General features: G+C 46.3%; 11 protein-coding genes. 2 read left to right on the forward strand and 9 right to left on the reverse strand.

The window, feature by feature from the left end; all coding sequences use genetic code 11:
* Positions 1 to 231: 231 nt before the first annotated feature.
* The 4 genes from csdE to L3V30_RS02725 all read right to left on the reverse strand — a co-directional run bounded on the left by csdE (position 232) and on the right by L3V30_RS02725 (position 3,421).
* A complete protein-coding gene (gene csdE / locus L3V30_RS02710) occupies positions 232 to 660 on the reverse strand; it encodes a cysteine desulfurase sulfur acceptor subunit CsdE (RefSeq protein WP_053809816.1) in 429 nt (142 codons plus the stop codon).
* Positions 661 to 679: 19 nt separating this feature from the next.
* Entirely contained in the window at positions 680 to 1,489 is an 810-nt protein-coding gene (gene tcdA, locus L3V30_RS02715; protein WP_237308269.1) for a tRNA cyclic N6-threonylcarbamoyladenosine(37) synthase TcdA, read from the reverse strand.
* 99 nt (positions 1,490 to 1,588) lie between these two features.
* Entirely contained in the window at positions 1,589 to 2,692 is a 1,104-nt protein-coding gene (mltA, locus tag L3V30_RS02720; protein WP_012841480.1) for a murein transglycosylase A, read from the reverse strand.
* Between the two features lie 273 nt (positions 2,693 to 2,965).
* Entirely contained in the window at positions 2,966 to 3,421 is a 456-nt protein-coding gene (locus L3V30_RS02725; protein WP_237308270.1) for a DUF2850 domain-containing protein, read from the reverse strand.
* Positions 3,422 to 3,583: 162 nt separating this feature from the next.
* Between L3V30_RS02725 and argA the strand changes: the two genes are divergently transcribed.
* Together argA and L3V30_RS02735 are read left to right on the forward strand one after the other, a co-directional pair.
* The gene (argA, locus tag L3V30_RS02730; RefSeq protein WP_012841478.1) at positions 3,584 to 4,921 is read left to right on the forward strand and encodes an amino-acid N-acetyltransferase; all 1,338 of its coding nucleotides are present in this window, start codon (positions 3,584 to 3,586) and stop codon (positions 4,919 to 4,921) included.
* A 400-nt stretch (positions 4,922 to 5,321) separates the two neighbouring features.
* Positions 5,322 to 5,510 carry a hypothetical protein gene (locus L3V30_RS02735; protein WP_005380230.1) on the forward strand — a complete coding sequence of 63 codons (189 nt, stop codon included), beginning with the start codon at positions 5,322 to 5,324 and terminating at the stop codon, positions 5,508 to 5,510.
* Positions 5,511 to 5,558: 48 nt separating this feature from the next.
* On the opposite strand, the gene L3V30_RS02740 is transcribed toward L3V30_RS02735, so the two are convergent.
* The 5 genes from L3V30_RS02740 to recC form a co-directional block, all read right to left on the reverse strand.
* On the reverse strand, positions 5,559 to 5,930 hold the full coding sequence (locus L3V30_RS02740; protein WP_053809818.1) for a hypothetical protein: 372 nt from the start codon (positions 5,928 to 5,930) through the stop codon (positions 5,559 to 5,561).
* A 26-nt stretch (positions 5,931 to 5,956) separates the two neighbouring features.
* Positions 5,957 to 6,331: a hypothetical protein gene (locus L3V30_RS02745; protein WP_053809819.1), complete on the reverse strand. Its 375-nt coding sequence runs from the start codon at positions 6,329 to 6,331 to the stop codon at positions 5,957 to 5,959.
* 157 nt (positions 6,332 to 6,488) lie between these two features.
* Positions 6,489 to 8,636, reverse strand: a complete 2,148-nt coding sequence (recD, locus tag L3V30_RS02750) for an exodeoxyribonuclease V subunit alpha (RefSeq protein WP_237308271.1) — start codon at positions 8,634 to 8,636, stop codon at positions 6,489 to 6,491.
* Complete coding sequence (gene recB, locus L3V30_RS02755; RefSeq protein WP_237308357.1) at positions 8,636 to 12,310, reverse strand: exodeoxyribonuclease V subunit beta; 3,675 nt, start codon at positions 12,308 to 12,310, stop codon at positions 8,636 to 8,638. The genes recD and recB overlap by 1 nt, the downstream gene beginning before the upstream one ends.
* Before the next feature lie 327 nt (positions 12,311 to 12,637).
* The gene (gene recC / locus L3V30_RS02760; protein ID WP_237308272.1) at positions 12,638 to 16,129 is read right to left on the reverse strand and encodes an exodeoxyribonuclease V subunit gamma; all 3,492 of its coding nucleotides are present in this window, start codon (positions 16,127 to 16,129) and stop codon (positions 12,638 to 12,640) included.
* Positions 16,130 to 16,192: the final 63 nt, after the last annotated feature.

The raw sequence follows: 16,192 nt of genomic DNA on the forward strand, positions 1-16,192 counted from the left end.
ATGGGGCATATGTCTATTATCTAATATAGACAAATTTTAAATACAATTGAGTTTATAAAAACCAAGTGGGCAATATAATGAACCAGGATCAATAGAATGGTTAATTAACGCTAAAATAGTCGACCATTTGCATACTTTTTATCCATATGCAAAAAATATCTCAACTCAGATACAAAAAACGCCAAACAGCTAGGCTATTCGGCGTTTTTTAAGAATTGGGAAAATGACTCGTTACACGGCGGTTTGCTTAATCTGCTCTACAATAGCTTTCAAGCCATTACCACGTGACGGGCTTAAATGGGAGACAAGCCCCAGTTGATCAAAATAAGCATCAATATCAAATGCTTGAATTTGATCGGCCGTTTTACCGTCATAAGCTGCCATTACCAAGGCAATCAACCCACGGACGATACGCGCATCGGAGTCCGCACAAAAATGCCAAACGCCATCTTGCTCTTGGCTCACTAACCACACCAAGCTTTCACAACCCGAAACGGTAACTTGTTCTGATTTCAGCTCTTCTGGCATTTGTGGCAGCTTTTTACCCCACTGAATAACCTGACGGTAACGATCTTCCCAGCCTTTAAATTGCTGCATAGTCGCTACAATGTCTTCGCTGGTGATATCTGTACCAAATGGAGAAACGGGAAAATCTGTCATGATGCGCTCTTCTTCTAGTTTACTTCTTATATTTTGAAATCAACTTCTCAACGATTCGCGATACCGCGACAAAGCCAAACGTTGCAGTTACGACAGTCGCCGCACCAAAACCGCTAGCGCAATCCATACGTTTTGGACCTTCCGCTGTCGACTTCACACCACACACTGAACCGTCTGCTTGAGGATACTTCAGCTGCTCGGTTGAAAACACGCAATCAATACCAAACTTACGAGCCGGATTCTTAGGGAAGTTATGATGACGACGTAAAGTCTCTTTGATTTTCTTAGCTAAAGGATCTTGAATCGTTTTCGTTAAATCAGCGACCATGATCTGCGTTGGATCGACCTGACCACCAGCGCCACCCGTGGTGATCACTTTGATCTTGTTGCTGCGGCAATACGCCAACAAAGACGCCTTCGCTTTTACGCTGTCAATCGCATCCAACACGTAATCAAACTCTTTACTTAAGTACTCATGTTGATTGTCTGGCGTAATGAAATCATCAATCAGATTAACTTTACACTCCGGGTTGATCAACTTGATGCGCTCGGCCATCACTTCAATTTTGCTTTGACCAACAGTACCCGTCATCGCATGAATTTGGCGGTTAATGTTCGTGACACAAACATCGTCCATATCAATCAGAGTCAGCTCACCGATCCCCGTACGAGCCAGCGCTTCCACCGCCCATGAACCTACACCACCAATACCAATCACACAAACGTGTGCAGCGCGAAGAATGTCCACTTCACTATTGCCGTAAAGACGACGTGTGCCGCCAAAGCGTTGGTTGTAGCTGTCAGATGCAAGGGTATCGAGTTCACGCATATTGAAGTCCAGATGATCGATAGAAAAACAAAGAGTGCGATTTATACGCACTCTTTGATGAAATGTCTAGATAAGAGGGGGTTCCTCTTTCTTGGGGAGCTATTGTAGCTTTTCTGGCGGTAAAGCCCAAGGCGCTTGAGTTGGTGAGTTTTCGAGCCCAAGTTTCCACACTCGACCAAAATGCTTGTAGTGCCCAGCTTCTGTCCCTGCTCTCGCACCAATGCCATGATACAGATCCAAATGGTTTTGTTTTACCGCACCACCTGTGTCTAACACGATCAGCATGCGAAGTTGGTGAGCGCCGCTCCACGTACCATCGGCATTCAGCAGTGGCACTTCCGCCAAGATTGGCGTACCCATTGGTAAGATAGAACGGTCACCCGCGACGGCGGCCATTGGCAACAACGGAATACCAGCCGAGCCTGTTACTGGCGCTTCTGCTTTTGGCGCAAAGAAAACGTAAGAAGGGTTTTGCTCCAACAACTCGCGCACTGTCGCATCGTCGTTGTCCATCACCCACTCTTTGATTGCTTTGAGGGACATTTTTTCACGCGGGACTTCACCACGTTCAATCAAAATGCGGCCAATGCTGACGTAAGCTTTATTGTTTTTACCCGCGTACGCAAAGTACTCCAACGTATCATCATCTTCAAAATGCACGTAGCCACTGCCTTGCACTTCCATCATAAATGGGTCGATACGATTAGGCGCGTAACCTAGCACCAAACCTTGTCCATCTAGTGCTCCATTGTAGATCTCCGCGCGAGTCGGACAATCTGATGAGCAGTTTGGCTTGCCATAAACTGGGTACTTAAAAATGTCGTTTGGTGTATGACGCAGTTCCATCACGGGAGAAAAGTATCCGGTAAACAACACATTACCTTTTTTATCACCACCACCCAATTGCGCGGCTTGAATGCCAAACGCACTCAACGCGCTGGTATCTCCGCTCTGTTGCGCCCACTCACTTAATCGTTGATATAGCGGTTGGTACATCTTCGCCATGGATGGTGACTTTATCACCACTTGCTCAGCTTGCTTGTTAAATTCAGTAAAATCGCGTGGTTTGTTAGACTCAACCACATCCACTTGATTGAGGATCTGAGGAAACTCACCATCAAGATATTGCTGAGCACGATCATTTTGTTGAGCACAGCCAAAGAGTAGGCTCAAAGAGATAATAGGAAGGAGTTTTTTTAACACGTGTCTTTTCCGTAAAAGAGAATAGCAAAAGGATGGCAAACAAATGCATACGGTGCAATTGAAAAGCAACGACAAAATGTTTCAACGCTAAGCCAATCCGTTTACTCGTTGTGAATTCATTCAGTTAATGCAACATGATAGCAGCGGAAGAATTACGGAATTGTCCGGATTATGTTTGAAAGTAAGATTTACTGATTGAGAGATGAAATTTTGATCATCCATGTGACTCACAGACGCAAGAGATCTCTGCTTAACAGACAAAGATAAAAACGACTATCTTACCGCAATCCTTGCACGCCCCTCTAAACGGAATACAGGTAGATAATGTGCATTGGCATCCAGCTTCATTTCTGCATGCTGCTTACCCACAAAATTGAAGTGCCGCTCATTTGAACCCACTCGATACGAAAACGAATCCCCATCGAATTCAAAACTGGTAGCCACTGTAGAACCATTTACAGTAACACCGCGCTCACTCAACACAAATTCTTCACGAGCATAAGGCGCAACATCTTGCTCAACCCAGCGGCCATAAATAGTCGATTTAGGAATAGGCGGATTAATGGTTCGAGTAATCAAATCACTATACAGCATGCACACGACAACGGTTCCAACTATCGCTGTAAGCATAAGAGAACGCTCTAGCCACTTACGAAGCATTGATTTAGATGACGTTTTTGACAGATTTGAAGCAGTGATCGCAGCATTCTTATTTACAGCAGAAGACATGAGGTTCACGTATTGAGAAAAGACGCGCTCATTGTAACTCTCCCCTTCAACGGGACCAAGAACCTACCTCAATATGTTTGTGCTTTATTCCAAAATTTCACCTTGCCACCAAGTGAATAAAAAGGCATTATTTTGACATAATTAAACAAAGGGATGGCTGTAGTGAAAATTCGTAGTACTGCTCTCGTAAAAGGATTCCGTCAATCAACACCTTATGTCAATGCTCACCGCGGAAAAACCATGGTGATCATGCTGGGCGGAGAAGCCGTCGCACACAAAAATTTTGGCAATATTATTAATGATATCGCACTCATGCATAGCCTAGGAATCAAAGTCGTGGTGGTGTATGGTGCACGTCCTCAAATTAATCAGCTGCTAGAAAAACAAGACCTCACTACGCCTTACCACAAAAATATCCGCATTACGGATGAATCGGCTTTATCTGTTGTTATGCAAGCTGCCGGACAACTTCAACTTGCGATTACTGCGCGCCTATCAATGAGCCTCAACAACACTCCGATGGCAGGCACCCAGCTCAATGTCGTTAGCGGAAACTACATCATTGCTCAGCCACTCGGCGTTGATGATGGTGTGGACTATTGCCATAGTGGACGCATTCGCCGCATTGACACCGACGCGATTAATCGCACGCTCGACCAAGGCTCTATTGTGCTACTTGGCCCCATTGCGAGCTCTGTGACTGGCGAGTGCTTCAATTTATTATCGGAAGAAGTCGCCACCCAACTAGCGATAAAGCTGGGTGCGGATAAGCTGATTGGTTTCTGTTCAGAACAAGGTGTCATTGATGACAACGGTAATGCTGTCGCCGAGTTGCTACCAATTGAGGCGGAGCATGTCATCAAAACGCTTTCTGAAAATACGTCTCCTGACCTAGATTACAACACTGGGACACTGCGCTTTCTTAAAGGGTCTATTGCCGCTTGCCGTGCCGGAGTACCTCGTAGCCACTTGATCAGTTATAAAGTAGATGGCGCCTTAATTCAGGAGTTGTTCTCTTTCGACGGCATCGGAACCCAAGTTGTTATGGCGAGCGCTGAACAAGTGAGGCAAGCCAATATTGACGATATTGGCGGTATCTTAGACCTCATTCGTCCTTTAGAAGAACAAGGTGTACTCGTTAGGCGCTCTCGAGAGCAGCTTGAGCAAGAGATTGGAAAATTTACCATCATCGAGAAAGACGGCTTGATTATTGGCTGTGCTGCCCTTTATCCATACCCAGAAGAGCGTAAAGCTGAGATGGCTTGCGTAGCGATTCACCCTGACTATCGTGATGGAAACCGAGGTTTGTTACTGCTCAACTACATGAAACATCGTTCTAAATCCGAAACCATTGATCAGATTTTTGTCCTCACAACACACAGTCTGCATTGGTTCAGAGAGCAAGGTTTTTACGAAGTCAGTGTCGACTATTTGCCCGGAGCCAAACAAGGGCTATATAACTTCCAGCGTAAGTCAAAAATCTTAGCGCTAGATTTGTAGCTTAACCTTAAATCAGGAAGAGAAATTTAAGGTTCCGCTATACCAACACCTCAAGGTGCGGGATTCAGCTCATTGACGCTCAATCCCACACATCAAGTTTGTTTTGGAATAAGGCCTCACATAAATCCTGCTTCGAGCTAGCGAGTCATCATATAAACACCAACTTAGAAATACGCAAACCATTGCTTGATTTTCGTTTCAATTTTATCTTTTAAATATACATTTGGTTGGCTATACTCTGCTCGCTAGTGATTGGTTTTTAACCAATACGAATGGATCTAGGTGATGAAATGTAGCCTTCACCCTAAAATACTGGGCAATTGAAAAACTAGTTAGCTCCGTATTGCACACCAAGGACAGTTGTTAATCTGACTTTAAATAAGCCGAGACGAGCACTGTTATGAGAACAATCATTTGTAATTCGCTTCAAAGCTTCTGGGATATGGCTGACAATCAGTTTTTGGAAGGCCTAGACGTCCACTGTGTTTTCCCCGTAAATGACGCTATCCGAGATTTTATTCTTGCTTATCAACAGCAATACAAAATACGCAGCGTGTCTTTTACCAACGCGTTCGCAAAACATGCATAAAAGAAGACCGAGCCATAAGCTCGGTCTTCTTTTATGTACGTAATCAATTCAAAACAAAATCATAGCCAACAAAGATGCAAAAATAGTGACTACGGTAAAGATTAAAATAGTCCAGTACACTACCCCAATATTTATGAACCACTTTGGGCAAACTCTACGAATATCTGTTAGCTTTCTTTTTTTGGCCAACTTAGGAAATGCAACTGCGGCAACAAGAGCTAATCCATGTATTAAGGCCCCAACGTGAAATCCAGAAACTAAAGCAAGCTCAACTTCTGTATAGTGCTCACTAGTATACGCATAGTGCTTTACTTTTTGCGGCGTGATAACAATAAGCAAAATACCTACTATCAGGTACCAAAAAACTAACAAAGCACCTGCAACAAAAAATGTAATAAAAGAAACTTCTAATAACTGCAAACTTCACCGACCTTCTATTCCAGCTCTCAAGTAATAGACATCCAAACCACCATTGAGGCTAAAGTGATCATAGCTAGCAGCAATAAAACGCTTATATAAATACGGCAAAGTCCGATGAATAGACCGGAGCAAACTTGATGAACATCAGCAAAGCCCCTTCTCTTCGCCAAAGTTGGTAAAGCGACCGCCACAACTAAGCCTACACCATGAATTAAAGCACCAAAGTGAAAACCTGAGACTAAAGCTAACTCTACTTCTGAATAATGTTTCGGATTAAAAGCAAACCGCTTCACCTTTGGTGGTATAAAAAATATAAAAATTGCTCCGATAATAACGAACCATAAAAACGCGCCTCCTCCGGCGATAAAGAAGGTTAGAAAAGACGAGTCGAGCAAACTCATATTCAGTTGCCTTTGATATGCGAATGAGAAAGGAGAAATATACCTTTAAGGAAGAATATTACTCAATAGCAATCCATTTTTTCATGAAAACGAAATGGCGGATATAAGACCCGCCACAAAGAATCATCTTCAAAAATGTCACAATCACAAGTAAAAATTAATTCGTAAGCCGCTGTACTAATCCACTCGCGCGAGCCGTTTTCACCTTAATGCCTCGCTTCAGAACGTTGAGTTCGGCGTAAAGAGCTAAACGCTTTTTCGCGCGGGTAATGCCTGTGTAAATCAACTCACGAGTTAATATCGGGCTAAAGTCTGGTGGCAAAATCATCAGGGTGTAATCAAATTCACTGCCTTGCGATTTATGGATGGTCATGGCGTAAGCCGTTTCATGTTCAGGCACTCGGCTTGGCAAGGCCGATTTCACACTGCCGTCAGGTAACTCGAAAAAGACTTTCAAACGCGGTTCTTCTTCACTGTCATCGAGCATGCAAATACCGATATCACCGTTATACAAACCTAGACCATGATCATTACGCGTAACCATGACAGGTCTGCCGTGATACCAAATTTCATCCTGAACCTGAATTAACTTGCGCGCCGCGAGCGCTTTCTCGATGCGCTGGTTTAGCCCAGCAACACCAAAGTCACCTTCACGGATCGCGCACAGCAGTCGGCATTGGTTGAAGGTATCTAACACCGCTTTGGCTTTGTGCGTTAGCGACTCTGGCTCTCCGGTTTTAGGATCGGTTTCCTGTTGTCCAATGCGTTTGAGATAACGACCGTATTCCTGTACCAACGTCTGCATCATTTGGTTGTAATGTTGACTACTTAGTGCGAAATGTTCGATATCGGAAAAGTCACGCGACCAGACGTTATCTACGCTCGCAGCAGAACCGGAGTTAACCGCTTTTGCCAACTGACCAATGCCTGAGCGAGCGTCAAATCGGTAACTCTTTTGCAGCATACATAAACTATCGGCAATGCTAGATGCACTGTTACCCGTATGGGCTAAAGTATCGAAACCCGTCAGTTTTGCAATGGCTGACGCCTGCTCTTTTCCATAACCCAATGCATGGAACGAACAGATATCACCCAACACGGCCCCTGCTTCAACTGAAGCAAGTTGATCTTTATCACCTAGCAAAATCAGCCGCGCATGTTTCGGTAAGGCATCAACCACTTTGTACATCATTGGTAAATCGACCATCGACGCTTCGTCGATAACTAAAATATCCAAATGCAGTGGATTTTGCTTGTTGTGACGAAATTCTGCGCTATTTGGAATCGCGCCCAGCAACCGATGCAAGGTGCTCGATTCAGTCGGAATTTTGACTTTTAGCTCCGGAGAAACTGGCAGCTCTTGCACCGCTTTACCAATGGACTCGGTTAATCGCGCCGCCGCTTTCCCCGTCGGGGCCACCAGCTTAATGGTCAGGTTTTTCTCGTGCGTCGCCTGTTCAATCAAAGCGGCAAGCAATTTGGTTACTGTCGTCGTTTTACCCGTGCCTGGACCACCAGAAATCACAGCAAATCGACGGGTTAACGCAACTGCCGCCGCGACTTTTTGCCAGTTCACGCAAGCCGAGAGTGGTACGAGTTCATCCAGTGTTTGCAAATCTTGAACCTTGCGCGCATTGCTGAGCACGGAATCAATGGCGTGCCAATCCAACGATTCGCTTGCGACCACATCAAGGTGGTCACACACCAATTGTTGACGCAACACTTGGTTGCTGCTTCCCGCTTCTACTGCTTTGCCCAACGCGTTAAACAGAAAATGGTATTGGCGTGCAAACAAATGGTTGAGCAACGCGGATAATCGCGCAAACTCTTGTGGTTGCAAGTTAACTGCGGCGCCCAGCTGATTGAGCTTTTCCGCCAATGTCACTTCATAATACCAATAGCGGTGCAGATACAGACGCTCGCCATCGAACATCAGCGGTAAGGCTTCTCCTTGCGCGCCAACCACGCTGGAGTTTTGTAATACTTCAATCCAGTCTATGCCTTGCAACTGTGTGTTGAGCGCCAATGCCGACTCACCAAACAGCCCTAGCTTACTGGCTAAATCCGTAGATTGCCCTTGTGCATCGAACAGAGACAGACAGATATGTCCTTTACCAAGCTCACTACTGACAACACCCGCGATAAACGCCAATGCTTGACTGTCCGACTGTTCATCATGCGTTTGAGAATCAATAAAGCAGGCAAATTGGTAGTCGAGCTGTCGAATAGCACCTTTGTGCGCCAAGCGTTCCAACACTACCAGCAGGCTATCTTGGTCAGAATGAAGATTGTGATTTGTCGTCATTAAAGTAGCTCCATCTGCCCGGCTTGAGTTGAGCGCGTTTCAAGTGCTTGACCATCAATCAAACGATCCATCTCTTGTAAGAAGTCTAAGGTTGGTTTCGCGGCAAAAATACCGTGGTCACTCTGCCCATCCATGCCGCGCAAGAACAAGTAATACACGCCACCGAAGTGCTGTTCATAATCATAATTGGCCAATCGGCTACGTAGGAAACGATGCAGTGCTAACGCATAAATCTGATACTGCAAATCGTAGCGGTGATCCGCCATGGCCGATTTCAGAGCCTCACCATGATAGTGCGTCACATCGTCGCCAAGATGATTCGATTTCCAGTCAAGCACGTAGTATTTACCTTGATGTTCAAACACCAAGTCGATAAAACCTTTGAGCATGCCTTGAACGGTTTGGAAACCTAAATCCCCCGCTTTCGACGACAACGGATCGTGACGTTGAATGACTCGGTTTAACGCCGGCGCAGACAAAACTTCGATCGGCAACAAAAATTCCATCTCCACCAAGCGTTGCGACGGTGCTTTTTGATTCAGCAGCAAAGACTTACCATCCAACGGCGTTGCGAGTACGGTATCAATCAATTGCTGTAAAATGGGCAACCACTCTTCATCGAGCTGTTCGCTTTCCATCAAACCAAGGATGATTTGTGTATTCTCTTCCGTCGTGGCTGGCTGAGTAAATTCAATTTCCTCAAACAGGCTGTGCAGGAACGTCCCCGGACGCGCACCGCGAGGGAAGGTAAAAATCGAACGCTCTGGCTCCACCAAATCCGCTTCGTCTTGCTCTTCAGATGAGTCGATATCAAAACCCGTAATCTCAATCGTGGCATCATGCTCGGCGTGATGAGAGCCTTGCTTGACCAAGCCAGAATAACTGGTGATGCGCCAGTTTCTATCGATAGGGTTTTGCAGCTCTTTCGCGCTAAGATCGTGTATTTCTTCTTGTGGCGCTACGTACTTGTCTTCGAGTTGCTGCGGCGGATCGGCCACAACGACACAATCAAGCTCGTCTTGTTGCTTTGTTAAACCTTGATGCAAATCGTTAATGCCACCTTCTTGACCATTTTGAATCAAATAGCCAATCGCACTGCGGTGTACGCCGGTTGGCTCTTTGGTCGAACGGCCATTGCGTAAAGGTGAGGCACCGATAAAACACGCATACACAGCACGCGTTAACGCCACGTATATCAAGCGTAAGTCTTCCGCCAAACGCTCTTTATCCGCTTGCTTCATGGACGCATCGTTGCCAGTGATATCCAGTACCGTGCGGTCATTGGCTGCATCGTAATATTTGGCTTCGCTGGCTTCTCGATAGCTGAACACAAACGGCAGAAATACGAGGTCATACTCCAAGCCTTTTGATTTGTGAATAGTCACGATCTGCACTAAGTTACGTTCCGATTCTAAACGTTGGATTTGGTCATCACTGCCGCCCAAACCGTGTTCCGCATCACTGATGGACTGAGCGAGCCAACGCAGCAGACCGTGGTCGCTATCCAGTTCATTACTGGCTTGTTGAAGCAGTTCACCGATGTGCATTAAATCGGTAAGTACTCGCTCACCATTCTCACCCTGTGAACTCGCACCTTCTTCTAGTAATCGCTCGGCAATATGGCGTTTGCTGATCACCGCGCGTAACATCGGCAGCACACCACGCTGAACCCAAAGTTTGCGATATTCTTTGAATTCGTTTACGGCATTTTCCCACACCACTTCATCGTTATTAAGCGCATCTAAACTTGCTGCATCGAGGGCAAATAGCTCAGAGGCAAGACTTGCACGCAGCGCACGGTCATTTTCTGGCGTCAGCACCGCTTGCAGCAAACGCTGTAAATCCTGCGCCACCGAACTGGTAAACACACTGTCTCGGTTAGACAGGTACACGCTGGCAATGCCTTGATCAGCCAACGCTTGTTTGATCATTCGACCTTCACTACCTGTTCGAACCAACACCGCAATATCGCCCGCTTGAACCGCTTTCTGTTTTTCGCCATTCACCAGACACGCTTGCCCCTGTTGAGCCTGCGTCAAAATGGTTTGGATTTGGCTTGCGGTCGCCTCTGCCATTCGAGTCAAATACTCGCCTTTTGGTAGCGGTTTATCGTCCGCTTCTTGCAACCAATAAGTCAGCGCTGGTTGCTTTTGGCCACCCATAGTCCAAATGCGTTTTTCGGCATTGGGACTGTACTTAACGGGTAAGAACGGAATATCCGAATCGTAGATAAATGGACTGTCTGGCAAAGCAAATACTTGGTTTACCGCCTGCACCATATCTGCGCTAGAACGCCAGTTGGTTCCTAACGTATAGTGGGCACTTACTTGGTTACGCGCTTTGATATAAGTGAAAATGTCTGCGCCACGAAAGCCATAAATCGCCTGCTTGGGGTCCCCGATCATAAACAAACCACATTCCGGGTTGTTCAGATAAATACGGCTGAAAATACTGTATTGAAGCGGGTCAGTATCTTGGAACTCGTCAATCATTGCGACAGGGTACAAAGTACGAATACGCGCCGCTAAAAGCTCGCTTTCGTCCGTATCGATAGAAGCAGAAAGTTGCGTCAGCAAATCATCGAAAGAGAGCCACTGTTTTTGATTTTTCGCGTTGGCCAGCATCACACGACAATGCTCAATCGCATGAGCAAGCAGTGGCGCTTTTAAGCTGATTGGATTGGCAAGAAATGTTTCAATGGCTTCAAATACCGCATGCTGCGGCGCACTGCCTTTCGGTGTTTTTTCCAACAAGACGTTTTGCGCGAATTTCTCCAGCTTGTCTGGATAATCGTAACCTGTGGTTTCCGTTGCCGCCCAAGCATTCACCGCCTCCAACCACGTCGGCAGAGACTTTTTGGTGTAGCTGCGTTTGTTAATATCTGAATCTGAAATCAGCGTGAAGAAGTCATCTTGGCTTTCTCGCCACTGTGCTTTTAATTCATCAATTTTTTTCAGATTTTCAGTATGAAGATCAGCCAAACTGCCTTTCATTGCAGGAACAGAAAGGCTTAACGGCGCACCGGTTAAGTAATTGCTGATGTCAGACAACAACGCAGATGGAGAGCTCCATAGCTGGCGAATTTCCCCAGCCAAGGTAAATGGTAACGGGTAGAAATTGCGACGCCAGTAATCGGCTACAACTTGCGCTTTTAGGTGACTTTCATCGGTCACAAACTCGTTGTTAAATCGGCTGCCAGATTCAAACGCATTTTGCGTTAGCATGCGTTGGCAAAAACCGTGAATGGTGTAGACCGCCGCCTCGTCCATCTGACGCTCTGCCTGCAATAAAATTTCTGCGGCTTGCTTGTGATCGTCAAACTCATTAAGCAAAGGTTGGATCACCGGGTCGGAACTCTGTCCACGCGCAAACGCGATTCGCGCATCATGGATTCTTGCCCTGATACGATCGCGCAATTCCGCAGTTGCCGCTTCGGTAAAGGTTACAACCAGAATTTGGTCGACCGTAAGCGGTACGCAATGTCGAGTTTCCGCGCTGCCATGACCAAGCAAAAGACGCAGATATAAACCTGCAATAGTGAAGGTTTTACCTGTACCTGCTGATGCCTCGATTAACCTCGCACCATGCAGAGGAAACGTCATCGGTTCTAGTGGCGTTGGTTGAGGTTGCTCTGTGCGGTCTAACGTATGTAGAGGACACTCTGCACCTGACATTTGATCCATAACGCTGAATCTCTCCGGATTATTTACTAGGACGTATCACCTAATAAATGTGATCTATAGTTAAAAATTCTATTAATATGTTTAACAAGTTGGATAATTTAGAGCTTTGTGAGATCTTTCTCACGGTTATCCATAAGACGTACCGTTAGTATGCGCCCCACGAGATAAGCCAAACCTTTTTGGCGACACAACTCAAATGAATTAAACAAAAGTATCATGGTCCCTCTGACCTTGTGGCCGTACAGCGAACGCCCTACAAAAAATAATGATTTTCTGGCGGCCACCCTACTCTTCCTTCTCTTTATCCAACTGTCTTTATTACGCTTTTACGTCATCAGCGTCTTGAACCGCTAAGCGCGCACCTTGCAGTACTAATGCTGTCAGCAAACGAACTTCTGAGGCCAACTCATCATTCCAAGCAGGCCAAATTCGAGAGATGTACGCATTATTGCCTTCACCCGGGCTCATGAAGCCATCATTGAATGCGTCAGCCATTTTCTTCAAAGATTTCTCTTCGTCATCGACCCACTGACCGCGGCTAAAGCCCGCTTCAACACAAGCCAACGCCGTTTTCGGGAAATAAGGCAAAGGCTTAGTCATGCCTTCGAAGAATAAGCGAACTAATTCAGTCAGTAGCTGTTTGGCATACTGCGCATCGGCAATTTCTGGGTAGATCAAATGCAGCGCGCCTTCTTTACGATCGTAACCAATGATGTGGGTTTTCTTAGCATGACCCGACGCCGACATGGCAAGGTGGTCGATCCACGCAGCAAGGTAATCCTGCGAGCGAATCTTACCGCTTCTATAGCGAATCAAACCGGATTGGTAGCATTGAGTTAGCCAACCTGTTAGGCGAACGTTTTTCTCTTCGCCTTCATTTCGCTCAAACAAGGAATCAAACGTCAGGTCGATTTCCAAATCGTCTTGAGGCGCACCAGATAAAAACGCCAGTTTATCCACCAGCTCTTCCGCCTGAACTCGGTTGGTTTCAAATTCGATATCACCAAACGCTCCCACCGGAAGTTTGCCTTGCGCGCGCTGTTGACTCATAAAGTGTTTAAGCACCTCTGCTTTTTTCTCTGGCTGCATCAATGTCGTTTCAAGCAAGGTTTCTAGCAGCTCATCACGCATTTGATAGCTTTCCAAACCACCTAAAACAAAGGGTTCGTCGTCTTCCATCACCGGCAGTGGCGGTTCAAAGATTACTTTTAAGCGACGATTGAAAAAATACTGCACCGGTAAGCGCCAGAAACGTTGCAATTCGACTAAGTCGAGCTCAAGTGGGAACGTCGCTCCTAACAGATAGTCGTCTAATGCACGGTTAAAATCACGACGAACATAGCCTTGCGATTGACGACTTTGAGTCAATGCCGCTGGAATCCATTCTTTCGCGTAGCTGGCATGCATGCCTTGGAACGCACTTGGGCTAAACGGCACCATGGCGTGGGTATTCACCAACGCGTTTAACAAGTTGTCGCCAGACTCATCAACGGGCAACGCTTCATCACCACTTAAACAATAGTTTTGGTGGCAGTATTCCATCAGCTCAGAAACCAATACCGAGGGCACTCGCTCGGTGTTGTCTTGGATTGAACGGCCAACATAACTGATGTACAACGTTTGCTGTGCAGACAACATCGCTTCGAGGAATAGGTAACGGTCATCATCTCGGCGCGAACGATCGCCCGGTTTGGTTCTTCCCGTCATCAAGTCAAAACCTTCCGGCGGCATGGAGCGTGGGTACACGCCGTCATTCATCCCCAGTAGACAAACGGTTCTAAACGGAATAGAGCGCATCGGCATCAGGGTACAAAAGTTCACTTGACCAGCAAGGAAGCGCTGGCTGACTCGTGTGCCAGATAATTTGTTTTGAAGGTATTGGCTGATGATCGACGGCGATAACGCATCATCAAATGCGGCATCAGCTAATTGCTCTTTGAGTTGGCTGAGCGTATCGCGAATGGATTTGAGCGCCATTTCGCCTTCTAACTCAACTGAGAAGAAGTCATCCAGCAGTGAAACCAAAGTCTCTCGCCAACCATCGATAGTTTGAACATGAGAAAGTTTGCTTCGATAAGTGCTAATTTGTTGGATAAAGTGTGCCAACTTGCCCGCCAGCTCTGCGCCCATGCCTTGCACTTCGTTGTACGGAGACAAACTGCCTTGCTCGGTTTCAAACAAACCTGCGGATTCTGGCATCGCGTAGCCAAGCAACATTCGTTGAATACCAAATTGCCATGTGTTTTGACGGGTTTCCGGCAGTTCAAATTCGCGTCCGGTATTGGCATCCAACCCCCAGCGAATTCCCGATTCCTCAACCCATTGTTTGGCTTGTAAGAAATCATCTTCGCTGAGTTCAAAACGCTTTAATATCGCTGGAGTTTCCAGAAGTTCGAGTAGTTCTGATGCCAAACAGCGCGTATTGGGTAAGTTCACCAACTGCATAAATGCAGCCAGAATTGGGCTCTCTTGATCGGCAGTTCGGTCAGAAATCGAATATGGAATAAAACGCTCACCCGGTGCGTTACCAAAGACCGCCTGAATCGCAGGGCTGTATGCGTTGATGTCCGCGACCATCACGATAATATCGCGCGGTTTTAACGTTGGGTCAGCATCGAACATCGCCAACAGTTGATCATGCAGCACTTCCACTTCACGCATCGGGCTGTGACAAGCGTGTAGGCTCAGTGATTTATCACCCAAGCTAACCACTTGTTTGTGATGACTGTTTTCAATCTGTTGGTCATCTTGATGTTCTTCAAGATTGAGAATATCCGCTTGCAATTGATGGAGCAGACTGTCGCGCTCAACATCAACAAAGGCTTCAATTTCATGAGATTCCAGCTGAGACAACAGATACATATTGTCGCGCCCGAGTTTACCCATGGATGCCAACAGACTGTTTCCGACCACATCGGTGTGCAGCTCATCGATCACATTATCTTCCAGTGATCCTTTCAGTTGCTCAGTTTCACCTTGCACTTCCGAGTGATCGTCCTGCCACACAACATGCTGACGATGTTTCGCCGCCAAACGAGCCAGATATTTGCGATCTCGAACTTCACCCCAGTAATAACGACAAGGGTTGGTGAACATCAGATGCACGTCGATGTGTTCACCAATTGCTTTTAGCGCATCCATATAGCGAGGCGGCAACGAAGAAATGCCAAAAACAAACAAACGCTTGGGTAAATGGTCAAAATTGCCGTTAAAACTCGCTAACGTGTCGATAAAATGCTCATAAAGGTTGGCACGGTGATATGGAGACTGCCCTAATGACACAGTGTGATCGTACAACGCTTGCCATAGGATCGGCTGCCACGGATGCTCATCTTCCAGCTCTGGCACACTCTGCCCAGCTTCCCAACTTGCGATCCATTCCGGACGATACACCAAGTAACCATCGAAAATATCGGCAATTTTCTCAGCCAGCTGATACAGCTTAGAGTGGTCACTGTCATCTTTGAAGTACTGCGCTAACGGCGAAAACACCTCTTGGTTGAGAAGCCCCGGAAGCAGATGCATCAACTTCCACGTCATCGCTTCTTTGTTAAACGCACTGCGTTTTGGCACGTCTGGCAACACCTGCGTAAACATATCCCAAATGAAGGTAGCAGGAAGCGGAAAATCAATGTTCGCGGCAACACCAAACTCTTTGGCCAATTCCATTTTTAGCCACTGGGACATGCCCGGACTTTGAACCAGAATTTGTTCTTTTTCGAACGGGTTTTCCAGCGGACTGATTCGAATCAGTTCGACAAGGAGTGATTTGAGAACGTCAACTTGGTTGGAATGATAAACAGTAAACAAATTGGGAATACCGAGCGCCGATTGAAACTGTTAGCTAGCTTAGCACAGCCCCATTTAAACCCG

Source organism: Vibrio sp. A1-1 (assembly GCF_021728175.1).
Taxonomy (GTDB): Bacteria; Pseudomonadota; Gammaproteobacteria; order Enterobacterales; family Vibrionaceae; genus Vibrio; species Vibrio diabolicus.

What these genes read in the sequence shown, in the direction of transcription:
- csdE (WP_053809816.1), bottom strand. Translation starts at nt 660, where the DNA reads ATGACAGATTTTCCCGTTTCTCCATTTGGTACAGATATCACCAGCGAA.
- tcdA (WP_237308269.1), bottom strand. Translation starts at nt 1,489, where the DNA reads ATGCGTGAACTCGATACCCTTGCATCTGACAGCTACAACCAACGCTTT.
- L3V30_RS02725 (WP_237308270.1), bottom strand. Translation starts at nt 3,421, where the DNA reads ATGTCTTCTGCTGTAAATAAGAATGCTGCGATCACTGCTTCAAATCTG.
- L3V30_RS02735 (WP_005380230.1), top strand. Translation starts at nt 5,322, where the DNA reads ATGAGAACAATCATTTGTAATTCGCTTCAAAGCTTCTGGGATATGGCT.
- L3V30_RS02745 (WP_053809819.1), bottom strand. Translation starts at nt 6,331, where the DNA reads ATGAGTTTGCTCGACTCGTCTTTTCTAACCTTCTTTATCGCCGGAGGA.
- recD (WP_237308271.1), bottom strand. Translation starts at nt 8,636, where the DNA reads ATGACGACAAATCACAATCTTCATTCTGACCAAGATAGCCTGCTGGTA.
- recB (WP_237308357.1), bottom strand. Translation starts at nt 12,310, where the DNA reads ATGTCAGGTGCAGAGTGTCCTCTACATACGTTAGACCGCACAGAGCAA.